This is a genomic window from Shewanella oncorhynchi, assembly GCF_012584455.1.
GTDB classification, from domain to species: Bacteria; Pseudomonadota; Gammaproteobacteria; order Enterobacterales; family Shewanellaceae; genus Shewanella; species Shewanella oncorhynchi.
Window position 1 is genome coordinate 82,317 of record NZ_JABAEB010000004.1, and the last position, 25,216, is coordinate 107,532.

Sequence of the window (25,216 nt, forward strand, 5' to 3'; positions counted from 1 at the left end):
GCAATCCTAGGCCCATGGTGCTTTTGCCCTTATGTTGCACATGCTACACTCAAGCCCATGTCTCTTTAACATGATTATTTATGAAACAACTGCTTGATTTCCTGCCCCTCGTCATCTTTTTTGCCGTTTATAAATTTTTCGATATTTATATCGCCAGCGGCGCATTGATCGCAGCCACCGCGCTTCAATTGATCGTGACCTATGCGCTATATAAGAAACTTGAAAAGATGCACTTAATCACCTTTGCGATGGTGACAGTGTTTGGCACACTCACTTTAGTGTTTCACGATGATTCTTTTATCAAGTGGAAAGTGACCATCATCTATAGTTTGTTTGCCATCGCCTTAAGTGTCAGTCAATTGCTCAATAAATCGATATTAAAGTCGATGTTAGGCAAAGAAATGCAAGTAGACGACAAAATTTGGGCTCGCGTAACTTGGTATTGGGTGATCTTTTTCGCCGCTTGTGGCCTAGTCAATATTTATGTCGCCTTTAGTTTGCCATTAGAAACTTGGGTCAATTTTAAAGTGTTTGGTTTAACCGCTTTAACCTTAATTAATACTGTCCTGACCGTATTTTATCTTTATAAACACCTTCCCGAAGATCAACGCAAGGAACTCAAATAATGTGGTATATGATTTCAGCTCAAGATTTTGAGAATAGTTTAGAAAAACGTTTAGCCGCACGCCCAGCCCATTTAGCTCGCCTGCAAGCCCTCGCCGATGAAGGTCGTTTACTGATCGCAGGCCCACACCCAGCCATCGACAGCGAAAACCCAGGTGATGCAGGCTTTAGTGGTTCACTGGTTGTCGCAGATTTTGAATCCTTAGTGGCAGCAAAACACTGGGCTGATGCCGATCCCTATATCGAAGCGGGCGTTTACCAAAGTGTTGTGGTTAAACCCTTTAAACGAGTCCTGCCTTAATGAAAATAGTGTCCTTTAACATCAATGGTCTGCGGGCACGTTTGCATCAATTGCAAGCCTTAATCGATAGCCACCAGCCCGACATCATCGGCCTGCAAGAAACCAAAGTGCACGATGAGGCGTTTCCATTAGCCGAAGTCGAAGCCATGGGATATCAAGTGCATTACCACGGCGGTAAAGCTCACTATGGTGTTGCCATGCTGTCTAAAATCGCACCAGAAAAACTGCAAAAGGGTTTTCCTAGCGATGATGAAGATGCCCAGCGCCGCATGATTATCGGCACATTTACCCAAGCGAATGGTCGTCCATTGACTGTGTTCAACGGCTATTTCCCCCAGGGCGAAAGCATAGACCACCCAACAAAATATCCTGCTAAACGTAAGTTTTATCAGGATTTAATGCACTACTTGCAGACAAATCACAGCAACGATGAAGATATCGCCATCATAGGTGACATCAATATTTCACCGACCGATTTAGACATAGGTATCGGTGAAGTCAATCGTAAGCGTTGGCTGAAAACCGGCAAATGTAGCTTCCAACCGGAAGAACGTGAGTGGTTAAAAACCTTACAAGACTGGGGCTTAATCGACACTTTCCGTCAATTACACCCAGAGCGCATCGAACGTTATTCTTGGTTCGATTACCGCAGCAAAGGGTTCGATGACAACCGTGGCCTGCGAATTGATGTGATTTTAGCAACGCCTTCACTGGCAGCACGTTTAGTCGAATCCGACGTCGATTACGATCTGCGCGGCATAGATAAACCCTCAGATCACGCGCCCATCTGGAGCACGTTCAAAGAGGCTTAACCCGCTAACGTTCGATCATCTTAGTAGACATAAAACATCGGCTTAGGTCGATGTTTTTTTATGGGCGAAACATATTTTATCTTTGTCGTTCGATGAATAGTCAATGAGTCAGGTTTGAAACTGAACGTAATTCACTTTTGGACAGATATGTCTTGAAGACGAGTGTTTGGGGACCAATAATTTTAGTTGTGGGGAGTTTAGCGTTTGCTGATATCCACTCACACATGCTTGCCATGGTATTTGCTCGTCGACTCGCAGCCAGTCCATCCGTGGATGCTCGACCGCCCCATCTGATGTGAAAGGATTCACAAATGCCGCGATGGCATGGACGCCAAAGAGCGGCCATGGGGCGGAAGGTAGTCTCGCAAATCACCAAGGCTCACCTGTTTAGCATTGGCGAAACCTGTTTGTTTTTAAAGAAATAGGTAGCATGCTTTGGGACAAAAGCGTATTAGGTCATCAGCTATAACAGGTGAATTTCGCATAGAAATTTCTATGGTGTAACGCCTTGCTCAGCTGCATTTTTGGAGTAGAAGCTTTTGTGTTATCAAACAAAAAAGAAGGAACGGAAAAATGTCAGATGCAGCAATTTGTTATGTTCGAATTCTAATAATACTATCAACATATTGATTGACCATTATTCAACTTTCACATAGAAGCAATTACATTTACAACTGAAAAGACCAATTTGAGGATCTTTAGGTGTAACGCCCTTACGTTTAGCTTGTGAGTTAGCAACTTCTACAGCGTGCTTAATCTCATTAATTTCTTTGCTAGATAGCCTTCTCGTATGCCCATGTACAGGACATCGTTCTCGTTCTCCATCACCCGATATTCGCTCTCCTGACATATTGATGCCCTCTTTCTAATTTCTACCGCTTTAAACATAACGCCGCCAGCAACTGCCGGAGTGAGTTGGAAGCTTTTTTACGTCTTTTTGCAAAAAAGAAGACAGTTTACGGAGGTCAGATTGACTGGCCTTGTTAAACATTTTAGAACTTGAGCGAATAACCACTGGAAACCCACTCATTGAAATTTTCCGCCAACAATACCATAGACTCTTTCGTTAAATCGCCGAAAGGTACCCTATAAACTGGCCAGTCTTCTGAGCTTATATTATGTGTGGTATCGAAGACAATTGACTCTCCCCCACCATCTGAACCAATAGCAACCAAGCCAGGCAAGTATTGCTCGTAGCAATAGGCTTCTGTTAATTCGGATATCTCTTTAGCGCTCCAGAGCACAACTGAGTCATCTGGTTCTTGCACGCCAATCGGAGTTTCTGCCCCATTAGTTTCAAGCAAGAACTTCTTATACTCACTCGGAAGATCTGTTCCTAACCATTTCTCAAGAGCCTGAATTTCTTCAGCACTTGCTGGATTTTCCGGATATTCGAATTTATCTCGATATTTGCTCATAATGCTTAACGCCCATTTAAGGGGCTGATAATCGTTTGCTAAAATTGTGTAGCGAAGCGAAGTCGAGCAAACTGTTAGCAGTCCCGCTTTAAATGCTTGTATGGGTTAACGTTTGGCTAAGGGGCAGGCTTTAACCCATCACTGAGAGCGGAGCGAACGATTTTAACCACTATTTAGGCTATCACAGTTACTCAAGGTCTACACAAACCTGCTTGTGCCATGCAGAAAGATTCGGCCATTCTTCCATAGTGCTGCCGTTGTGAGACCAATAAATTATCTCACCCGTCTTTGCTATGCAGAAATAGTCGCCATTATCCTCGATGAATGGCAAAAGGTCTCTTGGAAGACCCATGACATTCCAGGCTGTTTCAGCAATGTCAAAGATATCAAGATGGCCAGAGCCGGGTAAAATTACCGCAGGCTCAAAGGTAGCGTTTGCAACATCGCTGCCAGACTTCAAAAATGATCGGTAGTCGTCATGAAAACTGATGCCCAGTTTGCTTTCTGCGCTAGCTATTTCGGTATCTGTCGGGTTTCGAAATGGATCGTTATTCATAATTATTGTTGCCTAACGTTAAGCGGCGTCCCAAGCCAATTTTAATTGACCGAGGCGAACAAGTGATACTCTGGTGAACGTTTATCATCAACAAACAATTTAAAATTGCTTGATATTTTTCTTAAATATTTCCGATAAAGGTTAACACAATCAGCCATATAGAAACCATCAATTTCCCCAAATTCTATTTTTACAAAACACAGATTTCCACCGCCAACCACAGTGAAATACCCTCCGCAAAAAGGACATTTTCAGACATGACTTTCTCCCCTGAAATCTATGACCGTCAATTTAGATAATGTCACGCTGATAGAACGGAATGGGGCAATATAACTAAATAGTTCTTTGGGTACTTCCAAATTAAAATGGCGGAAATCTACGATTTCCGCCATTGTCTGATGATACGTTACTACTTAACATGAGACTCAGTATCGGGCGTTATTGCTCAACACCCCATGCCGACGACTCACATTAAAGGTGACACATTAACTCGTGCGGTACTGCTTTAAAATGCCATCTAACTCGACCGAGGCATGGTGCAGATCATTAGCTAAGGTCACACTGCGCTGGGCTGTTTGTTTGATAGTTTCTGACTGATGGCGGATTTCATTCAATTGTCCGGCAATGTCGCGAGCGGCGACACTCTGCTCTTCCGCCGAGGCGGCAATTTGGCTGCTCATATCAAATACCGCATTGACCGATTGCGCCATACCTTGAACATCATCACCGACGGCGATAATCGCACTGCGACCTTCATCGGCCTGATCGACTATCTCCATGGTAATACTAGATAAACGAGTCGTGCCAGATTGTAAGCCTTCAATCATGGCCTGAATTTCTACCGTGGCCTGTTGAGTTCGACCCGCTAAAGTACGCACTTCATCGGCTACCACAGCAAAGCCACGACCTTGCTCACCGGCACGGGCCGCTTCAATGGCCGCATTTAAGGCTAACAAATTGGTTTGCTGGGAAATACTGTTAATGGTTGTGACTACAGCATCGATACTCGCCGCATCCTTAGACAATTGTTCCACCGATGAAAACGCCGCGCCAATCTTAGTTGAGAGTAAGCCAATACTTTCCACTGTGTGGCTAATACGCCCACGACTGGCCAACATTTGGGTTGAATTTTCCTTGGTTTGCAACGAAGTATTACTCGCATTAACAGAGACTTCTTCAATCGCGGAGGTCATCTGCGCCATCGCCACGGCAACGGAATCGAGGAATTGATGTTGGAACCCAATCAGTTTATCACTGGTGGCCGCCTGTTGATTAAATTCATCGGATGCCAATGATAAGGTCTGTGCATTTTTGCCAATAGCTGACACCATTTCACTCATATTGTCGGCGCAGCGATCGATTTCCCGGGCTATCAAACTGAAATCGTCAGTACCAAAGAAGTTTAATCTAAAGCTCAAATCACCATCTGCTAAGCGTTTGATGGCTAAGTACATGTCCCATAATCCACCACCGAGTGAAGTCGAAATCCAGTAACTCAGTTGGAATAAAGGCAACAAGCCCACTAATGCTAACCAAAACATAAAGTTAGCATCGCTACGCGCATCGGCTTCCCACTCATGGACATTCTGCGTCAGTTGTAAGGCTTGGCCTGACACACTGGCGCTGGCCGTCACTTTATCCCCTTGACGTTGCGCATCACTTTGCCTTGAAGTTACAGTTAACCCGTATTGGCTGGCAAATTGAGATAAGGCGTCAGCTTCTAGCTTTTGCGCCGTTGCAACTTGCGCTAAGGTATCGACGCTAGCTTGAACCCGAGCGATAGAGGCCTGCTCAAGGTTACGATGCGCATATTGATAGTTGACAAGCGCCACGGCGGCCGTGATCAGCGCCACCATAGAACACACTACCCAAAACTTTCCGTTGAGACTGAACTTGATCAATATGGCATCAATGGTACGAAACTGGATTTGTTTCATCTTGATAATTCCTAAGAACAAAATGCTATTTGGCACTAAATCAGCAGTATAGCTCAGATTGCCACGACAACTATGTCAGTCATAAGATCTGAGCAGGTATTATGCTAATCCGCGCTAGCAACTTGGTTACGTGTGGCAGCAGACCACTTTTGTGTCAGAGTAACCAACTGCCCCGTTAACAGGCTCATGCTAAAACCTAATAAGCCACCAATGATCAACGACGGCACGACATTGGCCACATCACCCGCCATAGCAAAGGTAGTGCAACAGCCAATAAATGCGCCTGGAATAAAGCTAAGCTTTTGATAACTTGCCTGTAAACACATGGCCGAAGTGGCTATGCCGGTAAAAATATACCCAAATACGGGCGAAATAAAAAAGCTGCTACCCGAGATAATGAGCCAAGCCCAAAATACACCGGACAGGTTTGTGCACCACGCCATCATCACGCCCTGAAAGCCAGCCTTAGGTTGAGCAAAAAAAGTGCTACAACCTAAAAAGCCGATCCAAGTGACCAGATGAAAAGCATCTGCGACGCCACACCAAATAGCCGCCAATAGGCCGGCAGAAATAGCGACTTGCCAACGATTTTCCATGGATGACCCCTTTAGTAATTCTATTCACGGAAGTTTATACCCTTGGGCGCTCTAAAATGTGTATTTTGAGGTAGCTTGGGTAAACATATTGGTTAAATTACCTCTATTTTGGTAACAAAAACCTGATCTATTGCTAATTTTCGGCATTAATGCCCGTAAAATCGCTAACAAGCAAATTTTTTGTGGTAAAAAAACGAAAAAAGCGCTTATTAGGCGCTTTTTTGTTCAAACGGCTTTCAGTTAACCCTCTTGCCGACACTTACACTCGCAATAGTTTATTCACGGGAAGATCGCGGATCCTCTGCCCCGTCGCCGCAAAAATCGCATTGGTTAAACTCGGGGCAACGGGCGGCACACCCGGCTCACCCACGCCTGCGGGCGGCGCATCGGATGCAATAATGATGATCTCCATATCGGGAGTTTGGGGAAGTCGCAGCAAAGGATAATCGTGGAAATTCGATTGCTGCACCTTGCCCTCTTTGTAAGTGATTTCCCCCATCAAGGCTAAACTCAGGCCGAACACAATCGCGCCTTCTGTCTGTGCTTTTACCCTATCAGGGTTAACTATCGTGCCCGCATCGATAGCTGCGATGGCATTCAGCACTTTAAGCTGTTTATCCTCACTCACTTCCACCAACATAGCCACAGCGACGTAACTCACAAAACTGCGGTGTACAGCAAAACCCCAGCCCTGATTTTTGCCCGCCTTGGGCGCCTTAGCTTGGGCTTTTTCGACCGCGTCGATTACCCCAAAATAGCGACTGACGTCCACGGGATGACGATTGAGCTCTTCGCCATAGTTGCCGTAGGTGAACTGTTGATCGCTAAAGGTCTCACGCCTTGCTTTCCCTAACAGACCACGCCACATTTCTGGGCAAGAGACTTGTGCCCTATGAGCCATTTCATCGACAAAACTGCCAACACTAAAACTGTGCTGAATGTTACACACAGAGCGCATCCAACCAATACGGCTGTGCGCCTGCGCTTTTACCGCTTCGTATCTTAAATTCGGCAAAGCAAAGGGCACATCCACAAAGCCTAAATCCAACTCACCACCAGAGGGATATTCCACCCCTTCAGCAAAGGTTGAACTGATCGATGGGAATCCCGTACGGGCTAAAAGAGCGGTCGGTTTGTTGCTGGCATCAAACAGTGCCTGATAGGACTGGGCGCTGATAGCATGGTAATAACCGTTTTGAATTTCATCTTCGCGGCTCCAACTCACCTTAATTGGACGCTTGAATTGCTTCGATAACAGCGCGGCCTCAACGCTAAAATCTGGTTTAGATTTACGCCCAAAACCACCACCCAATAAGGTGACATTCACTTTAATCGCATCTTCTTCCATACCCAGCGCTGCGGCCACATTTTGCTGAGTACTTTGCGGAGTTTGGGTCGATGCCCAGATTTCACAGCCCTTTTCAGTCACATGGGCAGTAGCAACGGGCGGCTCGATAGAAGAATGAATTAAATAAGGCACGGTATAAACCGCTTTTAACGTATTCGCCTCGGGCCAGTTTTTGATCTCATCACCAGCTTGGCGCACGACATTACCGCTTTGCTGTACTCGCTCGACCAACTCTTTCAAATAGAGGCTTGAATCATGCTGGCTGTTGTCGGCCTGAGTCCAAGTGACCTTTAATACTTTGCGGCCTTCGAGGGCACTCCAAGTGTTTGTGGCGATTACTGCAACGCCACCTAAAGCCTGAAAAGCAGGTGCGCCCTTAGCGGTTGGCAAACGATACACATCCACGACACCGGCCACTTTGCGCGCTGCGGTATCGTCAAAGCTTGCCACATCGCTCCCGAGCACGGGCGGGCGCATGATGCTGGCGTAGAGCATGCCCTCGAGTTTGATATCGTAACCATAAATCGCGCTGCCGCTTAACATGGCATCCATATCAACGATTTGGCGTGATGCGCCAATCTGCTTGAAATCTTTAACCTCTTTAAAGGTTAATGACTCAACGGCAGGAACTGGCTGCTCTGATGCGGCTAACGCTAACTCACCGAACTTGGCTGAACGGCCAGATTTAGCATGCAGCACTTTATGGCTGGCGGTATGCACCTCGCTCACCGGAACTTGCCAGCGCGCAGCGGCGGCTTGCTCTAGCATAGTTCTTGCCATCGCCCCCATCTGACGCATGCGGTCGTAATTTTCGCGAATACTGCGGCTACCGTCTGTGTTTTGGCTGGCATAACGTTTATCAGCTAAGCCTTGAATGGGGACGATTTTATCCCAATCCGCTTCTAACTCTTCGGCTAAGACTTGCAGAATACTGGTTCTGATCCCTTGTCCCATCTCGGAGCGATGGCAAGTCAGGTACACTTTGTCGTCTTCACCAATGGCAATAAACAGATTCAACCGCGCTTCTTTATCCTGCGCCAGCGCCATGGGGCTCCATGTTAGTCCGCTCGCCCCTAATGCTAATCCGCCCCCCACTGCGCCAAACAGTTTTAACACATCGCGGCGGCTGATATTTTCTACGGCAGTAAAAGTACTCATATTAGCCCTCCTGTTTGGCATAGTTTTGCAGTGCCGCTTTAATCCGCGGATATGTGCCGCAGCGGCAGATATTCCCCGACATGGCCGAGTTGATTTGTGCTTCAGAAGGTTTCGGATGCTGCGCCACTAACGCCGCAGCCGACATCAATTGTCCCGCTTGGCAATAGCCGCACTGGGGCACGTTATGTTCGGCCCATGCATTTTTAAGCTTTTGATTATCCAGCCCTTCAATTGTTGTCAGACGTTTTCCTTGTGCCTGCCCCAAACTGGTTAAACAGGCGCGCACAGGTTGGCCGTCTAAATGCACAGTGCAAGCACCGCATAGCCCTGCACCACAACCATATTTAGTGCCCGTGAGCCCTAAAATATCCCGTAACGCCCACAGGATTGGCATTTTAGGATCGGCATCTAAGGTAAATGATTTACCGTTGATGAAAAGTGTTTGGGTGGAAGCGGCGGTACTGGCTTCCTTGATAACTGCAGTGGTTGATAATACTTCTGCCATAACTCACTCCTTAAGTGCCAACCACGACGCAAGATCGGCTTGGGTATCAATATCAATTGCGGCGCGGGGTAGTGTTATAGCAACTAACGCTCCCTGCTGTGCTTGTTGTTTTAGAATCGATTTCGCCCCGCGATCACCACTCAAGTGAGTGAACTGCGGTAATGTAGAGGCATTAAAAATAGCAGGTACGCCTAAATCATCCAAATAATGGGCGGCAACGTCTTTACCGGTTTCATGCCATGTCCAAATCAGTTGTCGATAATCGTCTGCACTCAAGGCCACTTGGTCAGCGAGAGTCAGCAACATGGCATCAAAGCCCTGTTCCTTGGCATAGCTTGCCGCCAAACTCACTGAGGATGCCAAGCCTGTTTGCCACTGTGGATTAACTAAAATATCAAAGGGTTGGCGAGAATGAAGCTCGACTAATAATGGCTGCAATATGTGCTGATGAGCACCGAGTATGATTAACAAAGGCGTATGCTGGAGCGAATGAGCGTCTTTGCGATCCAAACCTAAATCTTGGCAACTAAGCTGCTGTAAACGCTCAACATGAGTGTTAATGATGGTTTGTTCGCGAATTTTCGTAGCGCTATGTGATGGTAGAAGTTGCGCTAACTTTACCCCGTCAAAGCGCTTACTCTCGCCGGCCGCAAGTACCACAATCAGCAGCCGCTTGGATGAGCATGGCGCCTGCGCTGCCGACTTTGGCACTGCCGAACTGGGCTGTCTCGAACCGGGCAGTGTCGACGTTAGCGCAGTGGGCTTTTGCACTGGCGGCAACGTCATCAACGCATTATCTCATCGAGATGTTTTAAGGTTGCGCCATGGAGCACGCCGTGGCACTGGGCCAAAATACTTAACGCCACTGCGCTCGGTAACTCGCCGCCAAGGGCAAGCCCCGCGGGAGCAGAAAATACCCCAGTAAAAGATTCAGCACTGAGCCCTGCCATTCCAAGCACTTTATCCCGTCGATGGGCGGGACCAAGCAAGGCGATATAGGCTAGCGGATGCGCTTGAATAACCTTTAATGCCGCAGCATCTAAGCCCAAGTTATGGTTCATCACCACGGCGCAATCCAATTGAGCGATATGATTCGCGGTTAATTCCCCCGCGGTCAGTTTCACTATATGGGCATGGGGGAAATCCGCCGCTCTGGCATAGGCGGTACGACCATCGAAAACAGTCACTTGCCAACCTAAAGTGTGGGCCATGGCGGCAACAGGCTTAGCATCGATACCACCGCCAAAGATCCCAAGATGGAATCTTGGTCTCAAGGGAATAATCAGTGATTCTCCCGCGTCTTGGGTGAAGACGCCCGTGCGTACAAAATCGCTGGCGGGGAATGGCGTCAACTCCTCAGAATAAAACGCAGCGTGATACTGGCGCGCATCCGTCCCTGCTTTGACTAAAGGCAATTGGTAAAAACCCGACCGACCGTGGCGAAATGCCTGCACTAGCTCAACTAAGCCAAGATCATGATTCTCTTTTAGCAGAGGGATCAACATGATATCTACTATGCCACCACAACCGAGTCGATAGCTGGCATCGGACTCATCGCTTGCATCATAGGTGACGCACATGACTTGCTTAGTCTGCATGGCATTTTGAGCATGGCGACGTAAATCGGCTTCTAAACAGCCGCCACTTAACATACCCACGCCTTGACCAAACTCATGGAACAACATCATGGCACCGGGTTTACGATAGGCCGAACCTTGAATTTGGGTGATCACCGCAAGCACCCAAGCGTCATCCGCCAGTGGTAGCCAATGCTCTAGTAAATCTTCGATTTGGTGATCCATCCGCAAGGACTCCATTGGGTTAGGGAGATTTAAAAGATTTAATGCGCTTATCGCTATTGAAACTATCAACCGTTAATAACGCAGCTATCGACGTCTATTTGTCATCAAAGCTTGACGCAAGTTTTATCAGCAAATAAAACCGCTTCGTCAAACGCTCGCATTAAACATATGGACAACCAAGTTAGCAAAGGCGTGTGCGTATTGAAAGGAGTAATAGATTTCAAAAAGTGTTGAAGCATAAAATATGTTCAGGGGAAGTTAAAGAGGAAGAATTGACGTCCATGTCTTGAGTGGTGTTTGTTCGCAAATCAACCACATTTCATCTAAAACTGGTATTCGCCCGCCTTAGTGCGCAGTATCTGGGATTGGTTGTCTAGACTAATGGATGTCGATTCAATCTGTTCGATAATCTGTGATACTTCACGGGAATTATCGCGGATCACCATCATGCTCGAAGCGATTTCTTTAGAAACCAAGGATTGTTCTTCGGTTGAAGCGGCAACCTGAGTATTGATCCCATGAATCGCTTCCGTACTATGGCGAATATCCTCAAATACTGCCACGATACGTTGCAGTTCTACCCCTGCCTTTTGCATTAGCGTCGCCGCTTGAGTCACAGATGTACCCACTTGATTGGTACGGCTTTGAAGGCTTGCGACAATATCATCGATTTCCTTGGTGGAATCTTGAGTGCGCTGGGCTAATGATCGAACCTCATCAGCTACCACAGCGAAGCCTCGTCCTTGCTCACCGGCCCGTGCGGCTTCAATCGCGGCATTCAGTGCCAGCAAATTCGTTTGCTCAGCAATTGCCTTAATCACACTCAACACATTGCTGACTTGGGTACTTTCGTTCACTAGATGTGACATAGAGTCTTGAGTATTCCTAAACTCAGTTTCTAATACCGACATGGCTTTCAACGCTTCCGATACTGTCTGTTTACCTACAGTGACATGCGTTTCATTTTCGGCGGCGCGGCTTTCAGCATTCGAAGTGCTCTCACTCACATGCACTAAGGTCGTGGTCATTTCTTCCATCGCACTGGCGCTGGCGTCCAGTTCTCTCGCCACCCGATTTGAGCTTTCACGCGAAATTTGAATGGATGCTTTAGTTTGCTTAGCTAAATCAGCCACCTCTTTTGCAATGCCATCCGTCGTCGATAATGAACTGGCAAGGGAGGATATAAACAAGTTGATTTGATTAACGATTTCGCCAATTTCCCCCTGAGTCGTAACAGAGATCCGCCGCGCAAGATTTTTAGAGCGCTGAATATCGAGCAATTCAACACAGGTCTGCACTAAGGGAGTCACAATCCTGCTTTTAACGATAATAAATCCGCCAACGGCGGCTAAAATCACGATAAATAACACCAGTTGGGACCAGTTTAATGCTGCATGCAGGGAGTCGAGTCGGTTATTCACATCACCATCGGTACGTTTATCCAATGCTGTAAAAAACTCATCAATCGGCTGCATGATCTTAGCTTTTTCTCTGTGGTATTGGTCGCTATGTAATAACTCCCTCGCCATAGTTAAGTTAGGCTCACCTTTGATCGTGTAAGTTTGGGTGTTGGGGTCCATAAAAATACCTTTGACGGCATTCATGGCTTTCACTTCGAGTGCGACTAACGCATCTGAGTTTTGCTGAGCTTGTTCAAGGTAACGGAATTCTTCATCAGAAAAACCGAGGGACTTCATTTGCGTGTTTATCGCAATGCTAGCACCGTCGGGCTTTGGCTTATCGCCATAGCTCAGCACCAAATCCCAGTAAATCTGGTGATATTTTTCAGGTCTAGACTTCTCACCATTACGGATAGCCAAAATATCCATATACATTTTTTCGTATTTTTCATCACCCGTAACAGCGTAAGTTCGAGCGAGACGCGTTAGGTCATCGGAACTTTGTCTTAACTCATCGGCGACTTGATAGGACTGATATCGGACGCTAGCCGCATCATTAAAGAGATCGATTTTAGACTTAACATTGAAGCTCAATACCGCAGAAATCACGGCACTCGCGACTATGGTCGAAAATACCACGCTCATCATTGTTTTTGTTTTCATACTTACCCCAGTAGACGGAAGAACTGCTTTAAGTCTAGAAGGAAAAACAGAAAACATAAAAAAGGTTGGTTTATTAGTTGAAATAATCATTTGATTTGCGAGTGATTATCGCTCACAAATCAAGCAATGCTGAATGGCGTCTCAATTACAGTAAAAGTTGGTCCGCGACAAAGGGGTTATGCTCGCGCTCTTCGCCAAAGGTCGACATAGGACCATGCCCAGGAATCAATTCAACCTCGGCGCCTAAGGGCCACAGTTTTTCGGTGATCGAGTGAATTAAATCCTGATGATTTGATTGGGGAAAATCGGTACGGCCGATAGAACTTCGAAACAAAATATCACCCACCCACGCCAACTTAGATTGGGCAGAGAAAAGTGCAATGTGTCCCGGCGTATGCCCAGGGCAATGCAGCACAGATAAACTTTGTTCGCCCACTTTAACAATATCGCCATCCTGTAGATATTGATCCGGCTCAAAGGCATCGCAATGGGGAAAACCAAAATTTTGGCTTTGCTTAGGTAAGTTATCAATCCAGAATTTATCGGCAATATGCGGGCCAATAATCGGCACATTAGCGGCTTTCGCTAGGGCTTTTGCACCACCGACATGATCGATATGCCCATGGGTAAGGAGGATTTTTTCTAGAACGAGTCCAAGTTTCGCCACTTCGTTTTGGATCCTGTCAATATTCCCGCCGGGATCCACAACCGCAGCACGCTTGGTTTTTTCACACCAGATCAAGCTGCAATTTTGCTGAAAAGGTGTCACTGGAATAATCTGATACTTCATAGCTTCAATCTCGTGTTATCCATAAGCGATAGATTACGCTAAGAAACTCATCATGGCTCAAATTTGTATCCAAAAAATTGATCTTCACCAAAAGCTAATCAAATAATCCTAGCTTACGACATAAACTATTTTGTCTATACCCAAGTTAGCTGAAGATACGCGTTTCAGGTAGCCTAGGTTACTGCATCTTCAGCTTATTTGGGTATACAATCTGCCAATCACAATAACATTATCCTCTGCCATTAAGGTTGTTTGATGAAACCCGATATTATTCTCGCCGGAGTGCTGGCGAAGAAACACACTTTTACCTTGCCCCTCAACTATCAAAATCCAATTGCAGAGCAAATCCAAGTGTTTGCCAGAGAACTCTGTAGCCCAGAAAACAAAGATAAAAAACTACCTTATATCGTATTTTTTCAAGGCGGCCCTGGATTTGCGGCCATGCGCCCCACCAGCAACAGCGGCTGGATCCGCCGCGCATTAAAAGAATATCGGGTATTATTACTCGATCAACGCGGCACAGGCTTATCAACACCGATTAATTACCAAAGCCTGCAACACTTAGAGCCCGCAGCTCAAGCTGAGTATATGAGCCATTTCAGGGCTGACAATATCATTCGTGATGCCGAGACGATTCGTGCCCAACTTTGCCCCGCCGATAAATGGGCGATTCTTGGCCAAAGTTTCGGGGGATTTTGCGTATTACATTATTTAAGCGCCGCCCCTCAAGGTGTCAGCGAAGCCTATATTACAGGTGGCATACCGTCATTAACCCGTAGCAGCGACGACGTCTATCTTGCGACTTATCAACGCGTACAGGCGAAGAATAAACAATTTTTCCAACGCTTCCACGATGCTCAACATCTCGTCACTCGCTTAGCAAAACATTTGCTTGAAAATGAAGTGTATTTGGCAACGGGTGAACGCCTCACGGTTGAAATGTTGCAACTGCTGGGTATTAATATTGGAATGGAGCAAGGACCTGAATCGGTTTATTATTTGCTTGAACAAGCATTGATTAACACGGCTTCAGGGACAGTCGTTAACCCGTTATTTTTAAATCATTTCGGTCAAATGCTCGATTACAACACTAACCCGATTTTTGCCCTGTTGCATGAAGCCATCTACTGTCAACACTCGGCTTCACAATGGTCGGCACACAGGGTTAGACAGCAATTCCCCGCCTTTAACTATCAACAAGGTAAACCGTTTTTATTCACAGGTGAGATGATATACCCATGGATGTTTGACCAATTTAGTCACTTAGTGCCGCTTAAAGCCGCGGCAGAAATCCTTGCCCATAAATCAGATTGGCCAACACTTTACAATCTAGAGCAACTGGCACAAAACCGAGTCCCTGTTGCAGCGGCCATTTACAGTGAAGATATGTTTGTAGAGATGCTATACAGTTTAGAAACCACAAAACAAGTTGGCAGGCTAAAGTATTGGTTAACATCAGAATATGAGCACAACGGCATCCGCATGGATGGAGAACGCATACTGGATAAGCTCATCAGCTTAAACCGAGGCGACACCCTAAGATAAATATGAGCTTTAAGGGCTAATTAAGTTAATGCTGAGATTATATGCCTGCTCCTCATCAGTTGAGTGATTTTGGCAAGCTTTAACGACCTATTTCCGTATGAGTAAACCGTTTTGGTTTACTCTTTTTTTTGCCCAAATTCAGTGCTATGAAAGCGTTATAGCTTAAGGTCGAATATCCCCTACAACAGAATCACAACGCACTCGTGATGATTAAACCTCTGTAGCCATTTTGCGTGTTCGACTCCTTGCGCCAGCACTAGCCACTGACTTCTTCACACTGCTTTTAGCTGTACTTGCAGTGCCTGCCCGTTTTGCCGAGCTCGAGGCTTTGCGGTAAAGCGACTTACGATAACCGGATTTATTACTTGCCGTTTTACGATAACCTTGGCCTTGTAAACCATTAAGCGCGGTTGGCAGTTGTGCGCCTGCATTCTGGATAAGCGTGGATAAGGTGCCGAGCAGTGGCTGCATAAAGGCTTGATAAGAGGTTTCTTTATGGCAAATGCCATTCAGACTCGCTTCCCAAAGCGCTGTCATATCCGGCGTAGTCGCACTCGCGGGCAAGCTGTTAATCAATCCTTTCCCCACGTCTGTCGAGACAATAGATTTACCTAAGCGTTGTAAAAAACCGCGTTTGAACAGCAATTCGATAATACCTGCACGGGTGGCCTCTGTACCTAATCCATCGGTTTCTTTAAGAATTTTACGGATCTCAGGATCGGTCACATAACGGCTAATACCCGTCATAGCACCGAGTAAAGTGGCATCGTTAAAGGCCTTTGGTGGTTGAGTATTTTTCTCCAACAATTCGCCTCGAGTACAATGCAAAGCCTGTCCCAATTTCAAAGGCGGTAATTGGCCGATAAACTCGTCATTCTCCTCATCGTCCTTACCTACGCTTTCTTCCGTCGACTTGTTGCCACTCGCCTTACTGCCATTAGGCTCTTGGCGGGCAAAGAGTTGCTTCCAACCGAGGGATTTATCCTGACGCGCCTTGGTATTAAATAAGCCCCCCTCGATTGTCACTTGCACTGTGGTTTCACTGTAACAATAAGCCGGATAAAACTGGGCTAAGTACTGGCGGGCAATATGGAGATATAACAGCCTCTCACGCTTACTCAAGCTAGATAAGTTAGCCGTCTTCTCTGTGGGGACGATTGCGTGATGGGCGTCCACTTTTTTATCATCCCATGCTTTAGATTTAAGACGGGGATCGGGTGCATCAGCACCTTGCAATAACTCAGCAGCACCGCTACTGATCGCCTTAAGTACCGAAGGCGCAAGGTTATGTTGCTCAACGGGTAAATAACGACTGTCGGAGCGTGGGTAAGTAATGAGTTTATGACGTTCATACAAACTTTGGCAGGTATCGAGCACATCCTTAGCACTCATACCAAACCGTTTGGCCGCATCAATCTGTAACGCGGATAAGCTGTAGGGCAATGGTGGATTCTGTTTCTTGTCCTTAGCCACTAATTGAGTGACTAAAGCGGGTTTATCACTGATGCGACTCACCACATTTTGCGCTAACCCTCTCACTAACACTCGTCCTTCTTCATCCATATAAGGCTGACAAGCTTCGCTAGGTTGCCACTTGGCGCTGAAGGTTTCTTGCTTCTCGGTCGCCAAATGCGCCAGTACTTCATAAAAAGGCTTAGATTGAAAGTGGGCAATCTCTTCATCACGGCGCACCACTAGCCCAAGCAATGGCGTTTGTACTCGGCCGACGGATAACACGCCTTGATAACCGACCTTTTTACCTTGGATGGTGTACGCACGCGTCATATTCATGCCATAGAGCCAATCGGCACGACTGCGAGCTAAGGCCGATGTGGATAAAGGAATAAACTCGCGATTGCTGCGTAGCTGCGTTAGAGCCCGTTTTACAGCTTGTGGGTTTAAGTCACTGATCAGTAAACGCTGGGTTTGATGTAGCTTGTCCCCCGTCACGCCAAGATAGGCAATCACTTCATCCACGAGTAACTGCCCTTCGCGGTCGGGATCGCCCGCGTTAACCAGCGTGTTGGCTTGTTTGACTAATCGTTTTAGCACTGTGAGTTGGCTGCGGGTCGCAGCCTTAGGTTTTAGTTGCCACTTGTCTGGAACTATTGGCAAATGCTCGAATTTCCAAGACTTAAATTCGGGATTATAGGCATCAGGTTCTGCTTGTTCGAGCAAGTGACCGACACACCAAGACACACAATCACCATTGGCGGCTTCGATAAATCCATCGCCTTTTTTATGGGGTTTAGGCAATACATCGGCAATGGCCCGCCCTAGGCTAGGTTTCTCTGCGATATAAAGGATCATACAAACACCAAACACTGGATATAATTACAGTATAATTTAGCCCAAACGCCAGTTGAGTGCAAATTTCTGTAGTAAACCGAGCTTAAATGTAAAAGCTTAAGTGTAAATTCAATTGCGAATAATTCTCAACAAGGTATACGATACACTAAATAACTAAGGAGTGACTATGAGACAGTTTGCAATAAATGCGCGACAGGCTATGACAATAACTCCAGCATTAATATTAAGATTCAATCAGTTATTGATATTCCATAGCTTAATGTTACTCGCAATAAGCATGCTCACCAGTACCTGGCTGGGACAAATGAAAATCATCGATATGCCGTTAGCATGGGGATTCATTCTCGTCATTCCTATTGCTGTGAGTGTATCTCTATTACTCAGCCACCAAATCACGCGCCATAGCTTAAGCAGCTTATTCGGCGTGTGGATGCTACTTTGGGTAATGGGATAACTGACATTCATAATAAATCACTACCGTATTTCGAGTTAACTCGCCCCTCCGCTCTATTTATCCATGCTAAAACTCAATTTCAAAACACATTGGTTTCAAATATTTAACACTTTAACTATGAAGCTCCCTAAAAAATAGTTATGTTGAGTATCTTGGATATTTACAAAAAATGTCTTAATCAACAGTGAATGTCCTAACTCAACATCTGTTGAATAACCGTAAACCTAAAAACTCTGCTAAAACAACACAATAAAGGAATCGGAGTCTATGAATGAGATTGTCAACGCGATCAATAGTGTAATTTGGAGCCCTGCACTTATTTTTCTTTGCCTAGGTGTCGGGCTCTATTTCTCCCTTCGCACTCGATTTTTACAGCTGCGCCATCTGCCAGAAATGATCCGCCTGATGTTTGATGGTAAGAGTACTGATGCGGGAGTGTCGTCTTTTCAAGCACTCGCGATGACATTAGCGGGTCGAGTCGGTACAGGTAACATTGCAGGGGTTGCCACAGCAATCACCTTTGGTGGTCCTGGCGCTTTATTTTGGATGTGGATGGTTGCCTTTCTCGGTGCCAGCTCCGCCTTCGTTGAATCGACCTTAGGTCAAGTCTATAAAGAAAAAATCAATGGCGAGTATCGTGGTGGGCCTGCTTTTTATATTGAAAAAGGCTTAGGCATGAAATGGTATGCATGGGTATTTGCAATTGCGACCATATTTGCCTGCGGGATCCTGCTGCCAGGCGTACAAGCTAACTCGATTGGTTCAAGTTTAAAAACCGCTTTCAACATAGATCCTAATGTGACTGCAGCCATACTGGCTATGCTTCTTGGCTTTATCATTTTTGGCGGTGTAAAACGTATCGCTCACTTTGCCAGTGCCGTCGTCCCCTTTATGGCACTGGGTTACATCATAGTGGCTTGTGTCATCATAGCGCTAAATATTGGCCAGCTACCGGGTATTTTATGGTTAATTATCAAAAGTGCCTTTGGCTTTGATGCGGGTTTTGGTGCCATTTTAGGCTTAGCCATCATGTGGGGGGTAAAGCGGGGTATTTACTCTAACGAAGCGGGTCAAGGTACAGCGCCACATGCCTCATCTGCAGCGGCGGTAAGCCATCCAGCCAAACAAGGGTTAGTTCAAGCTTTTTCTGTGTATATCGACACCTTATTCGTTTGCTCTGCAACAGGTTTCATGCTGCTCATTACAGGACTGTATAATGTTCAGGGCCCAGACGGTGCGGCGCTCTATACCGGCATTGCCGGAGTCGCTGCAGGACCAGGCTACGTACAAACGGCAATGGAAAGTATGATGCCAGGATTTGGCAATATCTTTGTGGCTATCGCACTGTTCTTCTTCGCCTTTACGACCATAGTGGCTTATTACTACATTGCCGAGACCAACATTGCCTATATTAACCGTAAAGTAAATCATCCTTGGTTCATGGTCGTTCTCAAAGTCGTGATCATTGGCTCAACCGTATACGGCACAGTTAAAACGGCTGATATGGCTTGGGGAATGGGTGACATTGGTGTTGGACTCATGGCATGGCTCAATATTATTGCCATTATTCTATTAAGGAAAACCGCATTCACTTGCCTAAAAGATTATGAATCACAGCAAGCACTCGGCATAGAGCCACTTTTTGACCCGGTAAAACTGGGTATTAAAAATGCGGATTACTGGGTTGAACGCAAACACGCTGAAGAAAATGTAATGACTGAAACAGCGCAACGTATAAATACGTAGACGTTACCACTATGCTCCGTTAAGCAAATATAAGCCATTAAAAAGCCAGTGATTTCTCACTGGCTTTTTTGTATCGTTTAGAACAAAAAGGACACAAACTTTACGATACTGAATGACCCACAATCCTTATGGGTGACAGACGTTATGCAGCTCTAAGTTAGTGCCGATATCTTTATTTCGATCGGCTTTGGCATCGTCATTACGCAGTTGCGTCAAGTGATCTAAATACGCTTGGTCAACGTCGTTCGTGATGTAGTGACCATCAAATACAGACGTTTCGAAACGTTTAATCGCAGGATTTTCCATTCTTACCGCTTCAATTAAATCGGGTAAGTCTTGGAAAATAATGCCATCAGCACCAATTAACTTGGCGATTTCATCGGCATCACGACCGTGGGCAATAAGCTCATTCGACGTTGGCATGTCAATACCGTACACGTTCGGGAAACGAATTTCCGGTGCGGCAGAGGCAAAGTACACTTTCTTAGCACCTGCTTCACGTGCCATTTCGATGATTTGCTCAGAGGTCGTACCGCGAACGATAGAGTCGTCCACCAACAGGACATTTTTGCCTTTGAACTCAGTGTTAATGGCATTCAACTTACGACGCACTGACTTCTTACGCTCCTGTTGACCAGGCATGATGAAGGTACGGCCAATATAACGGTTTTTCACAAAACCTTGGCGGTACGGTAAGTCCATGCAACGGGCAATCTCCAGCGCGATATCGCAAGAGGTTTCAGGAATAGGAATAACCACGTCGATATCGTGATCGTACCATTCTTTCTTAATCTTCTCGCCAAGCTTAGCGCCCATGTTGACGCGACTTGCATATACAGACACTTTGTCGATCGTCGAATCTGGACGGGCAAAATAGACGAATTCGAAGATACAAGGTGCATAGCTAGGCTCGGCTGCACATTGACGGGTATACAGCTGGCCGTCAATTGAAACATAAATCGCTTCACCCGGTGCTACATCACGCATCACTTCAAAGCCAACTGCATCGAGTGCCACACTTTCAGAAGCGACCATGTATTCAGTGCCAGTGGCGGTTTCGTGCTTACCTAATACTAAAGGACGAATACCAAATGGGTCACGGAACGCGACTAAGCCTTGACCAATAATCATGGCAACTACCGCGTAGGCGCCACGAGCTTGTTGGTGTACGTTAGCGACCGCATCGAACACTTCTTCCGACGTCAGAGTCAAACTCGTGGTTTTTTGCAGTTCGTCGGCGAGCAGGTTTAACAAGACTTCAGAATCCGAAGTGGTGTTCACGTGGCGACGTTTTTTGATCAGCCCTTCGGCTAATTCGACTGTGTTGGTTAAGTTACCGTTATGGGCTAATGAGATCCCAAATGGCGAGTTAACATAGAAAGGCTGCGCTTCAGATGCGCTTGAACTGCCCGCAGTTGGATAACGCACATGGCCAATACCAGCATTACCTTGTAGGCGTTGCATATGTTTGACTTCAAAAACGTCTTTAACCAAACCATTGGCTTTACGTAGTCTGAAAGCACCACGATCAATGGTCACAATACCTGCCGCATCCTGACCTCTGTGCTGCAACACTGTCAGTGCATCATAAATGGTCTGATTAACCGATGATTGGCCAACTATTCCGACGATACCACACATGGGTAAGCTTCCTCATTGTAAGATGTTCTATCACTTAGGATTATTTTATTTTCTTTCTTATAGTTTGGGTACAAAGCTGGAGGTATTTTCCAAATAGTCAAAAAACCATTGAATAACAACGCCAAATTCGGGCACTAGCACAGAGTCTTTCCACCATTGGGAGTTGGGAGAGCCTGTAAAAGCATCCATGAAAAACAACAAGGCGCTCACAATAAGCGCGCCTCGAATAGCACCGAAGCACAAGCCCAAAAGCCTGTCAGTACCAGATAATCCGGTTTTGACAACAAGTTGTCCGAGAATATAGTTAACTAAGGCACCGAGTACCAAAGTGGTAATAAAGAGGATGGCAATAGAAACGCCATTACGCAGCATCTCATCGTTCATTTGCGTTAAGTGAACGGCAAGATCTTGGTAAAATTGGCTGGCAACAAAGAAAGCCGCAAACCATACCACTAAGGACATGGCTTCTTTGGCAAATCCACGGATCAGACTGATGAGAGTCGATAATCCGATGACGAATATGATAGCGTAATCAATCCAAACCATTGAGATGGCTTTCCGACATGGGCTTTAAGACGGCGCGATTCTACCAGAGACTGAAACGATTCTCACCCCTAGTGAGGTAAATAAATCATTTTCAGTCTCGAGTGTTGTATCACCATTAAGATTCTAAGGGATTAAAAGGAACAATCCAGCCCTTGAGACGCGTGAGGTTTTCCACCTCAACTTGTACTTTCTTCAGCTTTGCCTCAGACACATCGGGTCCGACAAACACTTTAGTTAATACGCCATCTTTAGGGTTTTCAGGAATAGTGTACACTTTAAAACCACTCTTACGCAGCTGTGCAACCAAGGCTTTAACATTCGTTGCGTTGTTAAAACTGCCAAGCTGCAAGGTAAAGCCACTTTTCAAGCTGTCACGGCTGACCACTTTAACGGCATCCTCTTTGGCTGCACTGGCTTTGGGCGTTTCTGCTTTAGGCTTTTCAGCCTTAGCCACAGTAGTCGCTTTAGCGTCCGCTTTTTTAGCCGGCTCAGTTTTTACAGTGGCTTTAGGCGGCTCTTTTTTAGCTTCAGGTTTCGTTTCAGGCTTAGGCTCTGCTTTTTTAACATCAGGCTTAACGTCTTTCTTAACATCTTGCTTTGCGACTTCGATTACTGGCGCAACGGCAGACTTTTCATTGTCAGCATTAACTGGTATTTCGGCTAAGGCGACCTCAGTCCCATTCAGCGCAGCAGCATCCTCGGCCGACAAGACTTCAAACATATCATCGTCGGCTTTTTGCTGCTCAATCACGGTCGGGCGCAAAGGAATTTCGGAAAACTGCTCTTCTTGGCGATCTTTTTTGCCATCCAAAATATCCGGCAAAAAAATTACCCCAAGCGCAACCAGCACTACAGTGCCGACTAAACGATTATGAAACTGGCTAGACAAAACTGACTTCCTGCATAAATTGAGACTTAAAACCTGCCACAGTGTAAAAGGAGCCAAACACAATTACCACATCATCTGGGTTAATTTGCGCTTTTAATGCAGACCAAGCCTCAGATATGTCCTCAAACTCAAATGCAGCAGCCTCAGTGGCTAATGTTTTGCGTAACATGGCCGAACTCGCGCCACGCTCACCGTGCAGACTGACCAAATACCAAGTGTCAATCAGTGGATTGATCACAGGCAACACACCTGCAATATCTTTATCCTTCAGCATGCCGCAAAGGGCGAACACGCGCTTACCTACAACGATTGGCGCTAACTGTTGTACCAAAAAACGCGCCGCATGGGGATTATGGGCAACATCGAGTAACACTAACGGCTGCTCACTCACCCGCTCTAATCGACCCGTTAACCGAGCCGTGCTAATACCCTCAGCAATAATTGGAGGCGTGATATCCGGCCAGCCCTGTTCAATCACTGCCAATACAGTCGCCGCATTAGGTAATGGCAAAGTTGGTAACGCTAAATCGTGCAGTTTGAGCACTTGACCTTGAAAATCCCACAGATTGCCATGGGCTTGATAACTGAATTCGTTACCGACGCGATACAAGATGGCGCCAACCTCATTGGCGACATCATTGACAGTGTGTGGCAAGTTGGGTTCACCTACAATGGCAGGTTTACCACGGCGGAAAATGCCCGCCTTTTCACGGCCCACAAGCTCACGGGTATTACCGAGATAACTTTCATGGTCTAAATCGACCGACGTCAGTACGCTAATGTCGGCATCGATAATATTGGTAGCATCTAACCGTCCACCTAAACCGACTTCTAAGATAACCACGTCAAGCTGAGCGGCTTTAAAGAGTATCAAGCCTGCAAGCGTAGCGTACTCAAAAAAGGTCAGAGAAATATCGCCGCGCGCGGCTTCAATTTGCTCAAATGCCGTAACAAAACCGCTATCACTGACATCGCTACCATTGATACGCACTCGCTCGTTGTACTTCAGCATGTGTGGCGAACTGTATACGCCCACAGTCAAACCCGATAGGCGCAGAATATTTTCGAGCATGGCGCAGGTGGTGCCTTTACCGTTCGTCCCCGCCACGGTCACTATTTTGGTTGGACCTAAATCCAAAAGACCAAGGGTTTGCGCGACCTTAGAGACACGGGTTAACCCCATATCGATTTCGGTTGGATGTATAGATAGCAAATAATCCAACCACTGTTCCAATGCTGCATTTGACGCTGGTACTGTAAGCATGTCCGTATATCCTCGTATTCGATTATCTCTCAAATAAGATCTTTTCAATCCAACATGAATAATGGCCCAAGGGCGAGCTTAGGTAATTGATATTGTTCTGGATAAGTCACATCAACTAAATAGAGTCCATGGGGTTTAGCCGTTGCTGCGGCTTGGTTTCTGTCTTTTAACGCGAGCAAATCGCCCATCCAAGTCAGTGGCTGATTACCTAGACCGATTTCTAACAATGAACCGACAATATTACGCACCATGTGATGCAAGAAAGCATTCGCGGCGATATCAACAATCACATACATACCTTGGCGCGTGACATTAACGCAATGCACATTACGAAACGGTGTTTTCGACTGACACTGGACAGCGCGAAAGCTGGTAAAATCCTGCTCACCCAAGAGTGCCTGTGCCGCTTGGTGCATTTTGTCAGCATCGATATTGCCGTGATAATGGCTTACACCATGGCGTAAAATCCCAGGGCGAAAAGTGTGATTATAAATCACATAGCGGTAGCGTCTGGCGGTGGCCGAAAAGCGCGCATGGAAACTGTCGTCGACTTCTTTGACCCAACGTACGGCAATATTGTCGGGCAAATTAGCATTCACCCCTAAGGTCCATGCGCCTTCATTACGAATGGCATTGGTTTCAAAATGAACCACTTGGCCTGTGGCATGCACGCCCGCATCGGTACGACCAGCGCAGAAGACGCCGATAGGCTCATTAGCCACTATCGATAACGCCCGTTCTAATTGCCCTTGTACTGAATCGACTTCGGCCTGACGTTGCCAGCCAAAATAACCATTACCGTCATATTCAATACCTAATGCAATCCGCATCCACTTATCCTCACAATTGATTTAGCGGCGCATTTTATCACAGCAGCCCATAAAAAAAACGGCGCTGAAGGCGCCGTTAGA

Annotated in this window: 22 protein-coding genes; 6 read left to right on the forward strand and 16 right to left on the reverse strand. The window is 46.2% G+C overall.

Going from position 1 to position 25,216, the window contains the following annotated elements:
* Window positions 1–80 precede the first annotated feature (80 nt).
* The 3 genes from HGO26_RS07125 to xthA are packed head-to-tail and all read left to right on the forward strand — an operon-like array spanning window position 81 to window position 1,737.
* A complete protein-coding gene (locus HGO26_RS07125; RefSeq protein WP_168824212.1) occupies window positions 81–626 on the forward strand; it encodes a septation protein A in 546 nt (181 codons plus the stop codon).
* A complete protein-coding gene (locus HGO26_RS07130; RefSeq protein ID WP_028761008.1) occupies window positions 626–925 on the forward strand; it encodes a YciI family protein in 300 nt (99 codons plus the stop codon). Before HGO26_RS07125 ends, HGO26_RS07130 begins: the two co-directional genes overlap by 1 nt.
* Window positions 925–1,737: an exodeoxyribonuclease III gene (gene xthA / locus HGO26_RS07135; RefSeq protein WP_168824214.1), complete on the forward strand. Its 813-nt coding sequence runs from the start codon at window positions 925–927 to the stop codon at window positions 1,735–1,737. The genes HGO26_RS07130 and xthA overlap by 1 nt, the downstream gene beginning before the upstream one ends.
* A 992-nt stretch (window positions 1,738–2,729) precedes the next feature.
* Here xthA and HGO26_RS07140 read toward each other — a convergent pair.
* The 10 genes from HGO26_RS07140 to HGO26_RS07185 all read right to left on the reverse strand — a co-directional run bounded on the left by HGO26_RS07140 (window position 2,730) and on the right by HGO26_RS07185 (window position 13,910).
* A complete protein-coding gene (locus tag HGO26_RS07140; RefSeq protein WP_131523523.1) occupies window positions 2,730–3,155 on the reverse strand; it encodes an SMI1/KNR4 family protein in 426 nt (141 codons plus the stop codon).
* 187 nt (window positions 3,156–3,342) lie between these two features.
* On the reverse strand, window positions 3,343–3,711 hold the full coding sequence (locus HGO26_RS07145) for an SMI1/KNR4 family protein (protein ID WP_168824216.1): 369 nt from the start codon (window positions 3,709–3,711) through the stop codon (window positions 3,343–3,345).
* A gap of 485 nt (window positions 3,712–4,196) precedes the next feature.
* Window positions 4,197–5,648 (reverse strand): methyl-accepting chemotaxis protein, encoded by a 1,452-nt coding sequence (locus HGO26_RS07150; RefSeq protein ID WP_168824218.1) that lies wholly within the window; start codon window positions 5,646–5,648, stop codon window positions 4,197–4,199.
* A 104-nt stretch (window positions 5,649–5,752) separates the two neighbouring features.
* Window positions 5,753–6,244: a DUF1097 domain-containing protein gene (locus HGO26_RS07155; protein WP_028761013.1), complete on the reverse strand. Its 492-nt coding sequence runs from the start codon at window positions 6,242–6,244 to the stop codon at window positions 5,753–5,755.
* Window positions 6,245–6,503: 259 nt separating this feature from the next.
* Window positions 6,504–8,750, reverse strand: coding sequence for a xanthine dehydrogenase family protein molybdopterin-binding subunit (locus HGO26_RS07160; protein WP_168824220.1), 2,247 nt, complete (start codon window positions 8,748–8,750; stop codon window positions 6,504–6,506).
* A gap of 1 nt (window position 8,751) precedes the next feature.
* Complete coding sequence (locus HGO26_RS07165) at window positions 8,752–9,255, reverse strand: (2Fe-2S)-binding protein (RefSeq protein ID WP_028761015.1); 504 nt, start codon at window positions 9,253–9,255, stop codon at window positions 8,752–8,754.
* A 3-nt stretch (window positions 9,256–9,258) separates the two neighbouring features.
* Window positions 9,259–10,041, reverse strand: a complete 783-nt coding sequence (locus tag HGO26_RS07170) for a nucleotidyltransferase family protein (RefSeq protein ID WP_247651502.1) — start codon at window positions 10,039–10,041, stop codon at window positions 9,259–9,261.
* Window positions 10,041–11,057, reverse strand: a complete 1,017-nt coding sequence (locus HGO26_RS07175) for an XdhC family protein (protein ID WP_168824222.1) — start codon at window positions 11,055–11,057, stop codon at window positions 10,041–10,043. The genes HGO26_RS07170 and HGO26_RS07175 overlap by 1 nt, the downstream gene beginning before the upstream one ends.
* 323 nt (window positions 11,058–11,380) lie before the next feature.
* A complete protein-coding gene (locus HGO26_RS07180; protein ID WP_028761018.1) occupies window positions 11,381–13,120 on the reverse strand; it encodes a methyl-accepting chemotaxis protein in 1,740 nt (579 codons plus the stop codon).
* Between the two features lie 145 nt (window positions 13,121–13,265).
* Window positions 13,266–13,910, reverse strand: coding sequence for an MBL fold metallo-hydrolase (locus HGO26_RS07185; RefSeq protein WP_168824224.1), 645 nt, complete (start codon window positions 13,908–13,910; stop codon window positions 13,266–13,268).
* Between the two features lie 255 nt (window positions 13,911–14,165).
* Here HGO26_RS07185 and HGO26_RS07190 point away from each other — a divergent pair, with 255 nt between their 5' ends.
* Window positions 14,166–15,455, forward strand: coding sequence for an alpha/beta fold hydrolase (locus tag HGO26_RS07190; RefSeq protein WP_168824226.1), 1,290 nt, complete (start codon window positions 14,166–14,168; stop codon window positions 15,453–15,455).
* Between the two features lie 210 nt (window positions 15,456–15,665).
* On the opposite strand, the gene HGO26_RS07195 is transcribed toward HGO26_RS07190, so the two are convergent.
* Entirely contained in the window at window positions 15,666–17,765 is a 2,100-nt protein-coding gene (locus HGO26_RS07195) for a DNA topoisomerase III (protein ID WP_168824228.1), read from the reverse strand.
* A 166-nt stretch (window positions 17,766–17,931) separates the two neighbouring features.
* Here HGO26_RS07195 and HGO26_RS07200 point away from each other — a divergent pair, with 166 nt between their 5' ends.
* Together HGO26_RS07200 and HGO26_RS07205 are read left to right on the forward strand one after the other, a co-directional pair.
* Entirely contained in the window at window positions 17,932–18,219 is a 288-nt protein-coding gene (locus HGO26_RS07200; protein WP_113940721.1) for a hypothetical protein, read from the forward strand.
* 267 nt (window positions 18,220–18,486) lie between these two features.
* Complete coding sequence (locus HGO26_RS07205) at window positions 18,487–19,965, forward strand: alanine/glycine:cation symporter family protein (RefSeq protein ID WP_105252099.1); 1,479 nt, start codon at window positions 18,487–18,489, stop codon at window positions 19,963–19,965.
* Window positions 19,966–20,091: 126 nt separating this feature from the next.
* Here HGO26_RS07205 and purF read toward each other — a convergent pair whose 3' ends face one another.
* From purF to truA, 5 genes are all read right to left on the reverse strand, one after another.
* Window positions 20,092–21,606, reverse strand: coding sequence for an amidophosphoribosyltransferase (gene purF, locus HGO26_RS07210; RefSeq protein WP_028761029.1), 1,515 nt, complete (start codon window positions 21,604–21,606; stop codon window positions 20,092–20,094).
* Between the two features lie 57 nt (window positions 21,607–21,663).
* Window positions 21,664–22,152, reverse strand: a complete 489-nt coding sequence (locus HGO26_RS07215) for a CvpA family protein (protein ID WP_028761030.1) — start codon at window positions 22,150–22,152, stop codon at window positions 21,664–21,666.
* Between the two features lie 115 nt (window positions 22,153–22,267).
* Window positions 22,268–23,041, reverse strand: a complete 774-nt coding sequence (locus HGO26_RS07220; RefSeq protein WP_168824230.1) for an SPOR domain-containing protein — start codon at window positions 23,039–23,041, stop codon at window positions 22,268–22,270.
* Window positions 23,034–24,305, reverse strand: a complete 1,272-nt coding sequence (gene folC / locus HGO26_RS07225) for a bifunctional tetrahydrofolate synthase/dihydrofolate synthase (RefSeq protein WP_168824232.1) — start codon at window positions 24,303–24,305, stop codon at window positions 23,034–23,036. The genes HGO26_RS07220 and folC overlap by 8 nt, the downstream gene beginning before the upstream one ends.
* Before the next feature lie 44 nt (window positions 24,306–24,349).
* Window positions 24,350–25,135: a tRNA pseudouridine(38-40) synthase TruA gene (truA, locus tag HGO26_RS07230; protein WP_028761033.1), complete on the reverse strand. Its 786-nt coding sequence runs from the start codon at window positions 25,133–25,135 to the stop codon at window positions 24,350–24,352.
* Between the last annotated feature and the right edge of the window lie 81 nt (window positions 25,136–25,216).

Excerpts from the sequence above, each read along its gene's own strand:
- HGO26_RS07125 (WP_168824212.1), top strand. The coding sequence starts at position 81 with ATGAAACAACTGCTTGATTTCCTGCCCCTCGTCATCTTTTTTGCCGTT.
- HGO26_RS07130 (WP_028761008.1), top strand. The coding sequence starts at position 626 with ATGTGGTATATGATTTCAGCTCAAGATTTTGAGAATAGTTTAGAAAAA.
- xthA (WP_168824214.1), top strand. The coding sequence starts at position 925 with ATGAAAATAGTGTCCTTTAACATCAATGGTCTGCGGGCACGTTTGCAT.
- HGO26_RS07140 (WP_131523523.1), bottom strand. The coding sequence starts at position 3,155 with ATGAGCAAATATCGAGATAAATTCGAATATCCGGAAAATCCAGCAAGT.
- HGO26_RS07145 (WP_168824216.1), bottom strand. The coding sequence starts at position 3,711 with ATGAATAACGATCCATTTCGAAACCCGACAGATACCGAAATAGCTAGC.
- HGO26_RS07150 (WP_168824218.1), bottom strand. The coding sequence starts at position 5,648 with ATGAAACAAATCCAGTTTCGTACCATTGATGCCATATTGATCAAGTTC.
- HGO26_RS07155 (WP_028761013.1), bottom strand. The coding sequence starts at position 6,244 with ATGGAAAATCGTTGGCAAGTCGCTATTTCTGCCGGCCTATTGGCGGCT.
- HGO26_RS07160 (WP_168824220.1), bottom strand. The coding sequence starts at position 8,750 with ATGAGTACTTTTACTGCCGTAGAAAATATCAGCCGCCGCGATGTGTTA.
- HGO26_RS07165 (WP_028761015.1), bottom strand. The coding sequence starts at position 9,255 with ATGGCAGAAGTATTATCAACCACTGCAGTTATCAAGGAAGCCAGTACC.
- HGO26_RS07170 (WP_247651502.1), bottom strand. The coding sequence starts at position 10,041 with ATGACGTTGCCGCCAGTGCAAAAGCCCACTGCGCTAACGTCGACACTG.
- HGO26_RS07175 (WP_168824222.1), bottom strand. The coding sequence starts at position 11,057 with ATGGATCACCAAATCGAAGATTTACTAGAGCATTGGCTACCACTGGCG.
- HGO26_RS07180 (WP_028761018.1), bottom strand. The coding sequence starts at position 13,120 with ATGAAAACAAAAACAATGATGAGCGTGGTATTTTCGACCATAGTCGCG.
- HGO26_RS07185 (WP_168824224.1), bottom strand. The coding sequence starts at position 13,910 with ATGAAGTATCAGATTATTCCAGTGACACCTTTTCAGCAAAATTGCAGC.
- HGO26_RS07190 (WP_168824226.1), top strand. The coding sequence starts at position 14,166 with ATGAAACCCGATATTATTCTCGCCGGAGTGCTGGCGAAGAAACACACT.
- HGO26_RS07195 (WP_168824228.1), bottom strand. The coding sequence starts at position 17,765 with ATGATCCTTTATATCGCAGAGAAACCTAGCCTAGGGCGGGCCATTGCC.
- HGO26_RS07200 (WP_113940721.1), top strand. The coding sequence starts at position 17,932 with ATGAGACAGTTTGCAATAAATGCGCGACAGGCTATGACAATAACTCCA.
- HGO26_RS07205 (WP_105252099.1), top strand. The coding sequence starts at position 18,487 with ATGAATGAGATTGTCAACGCGATCAATAGTGTAATTTGGAGCCCTGCA.
- purF (WP_028761029.1), bottom strand. The coding sequence starts at position 21,606 with ATGTGTGGTATCGTCGGAATAGTTGGCCAATCATCGGTTAATCAGACC.
- HGO26_RS07215 (WP_028761030.1), bottom strand. The coding sequence starts at position 22,152 with ATGGTTTGGATTGATTACGCTATCATATTCGTCATCGGATTATCGACT.
- folC (WP_168824232.1), bottom strand. The coding sequence starts at position 24,305 with ATGCTTACAGTACCAGCGTCAAATGCAGCATTGGAACAGTGGTTGGAT.
- truA (WP_028761033.1), bottom strand. The coding sequence starts at position 25,135 with ATGCGGATTGCATTAGGTATTGAATATGACGGTAATGGTTATTTTGGC.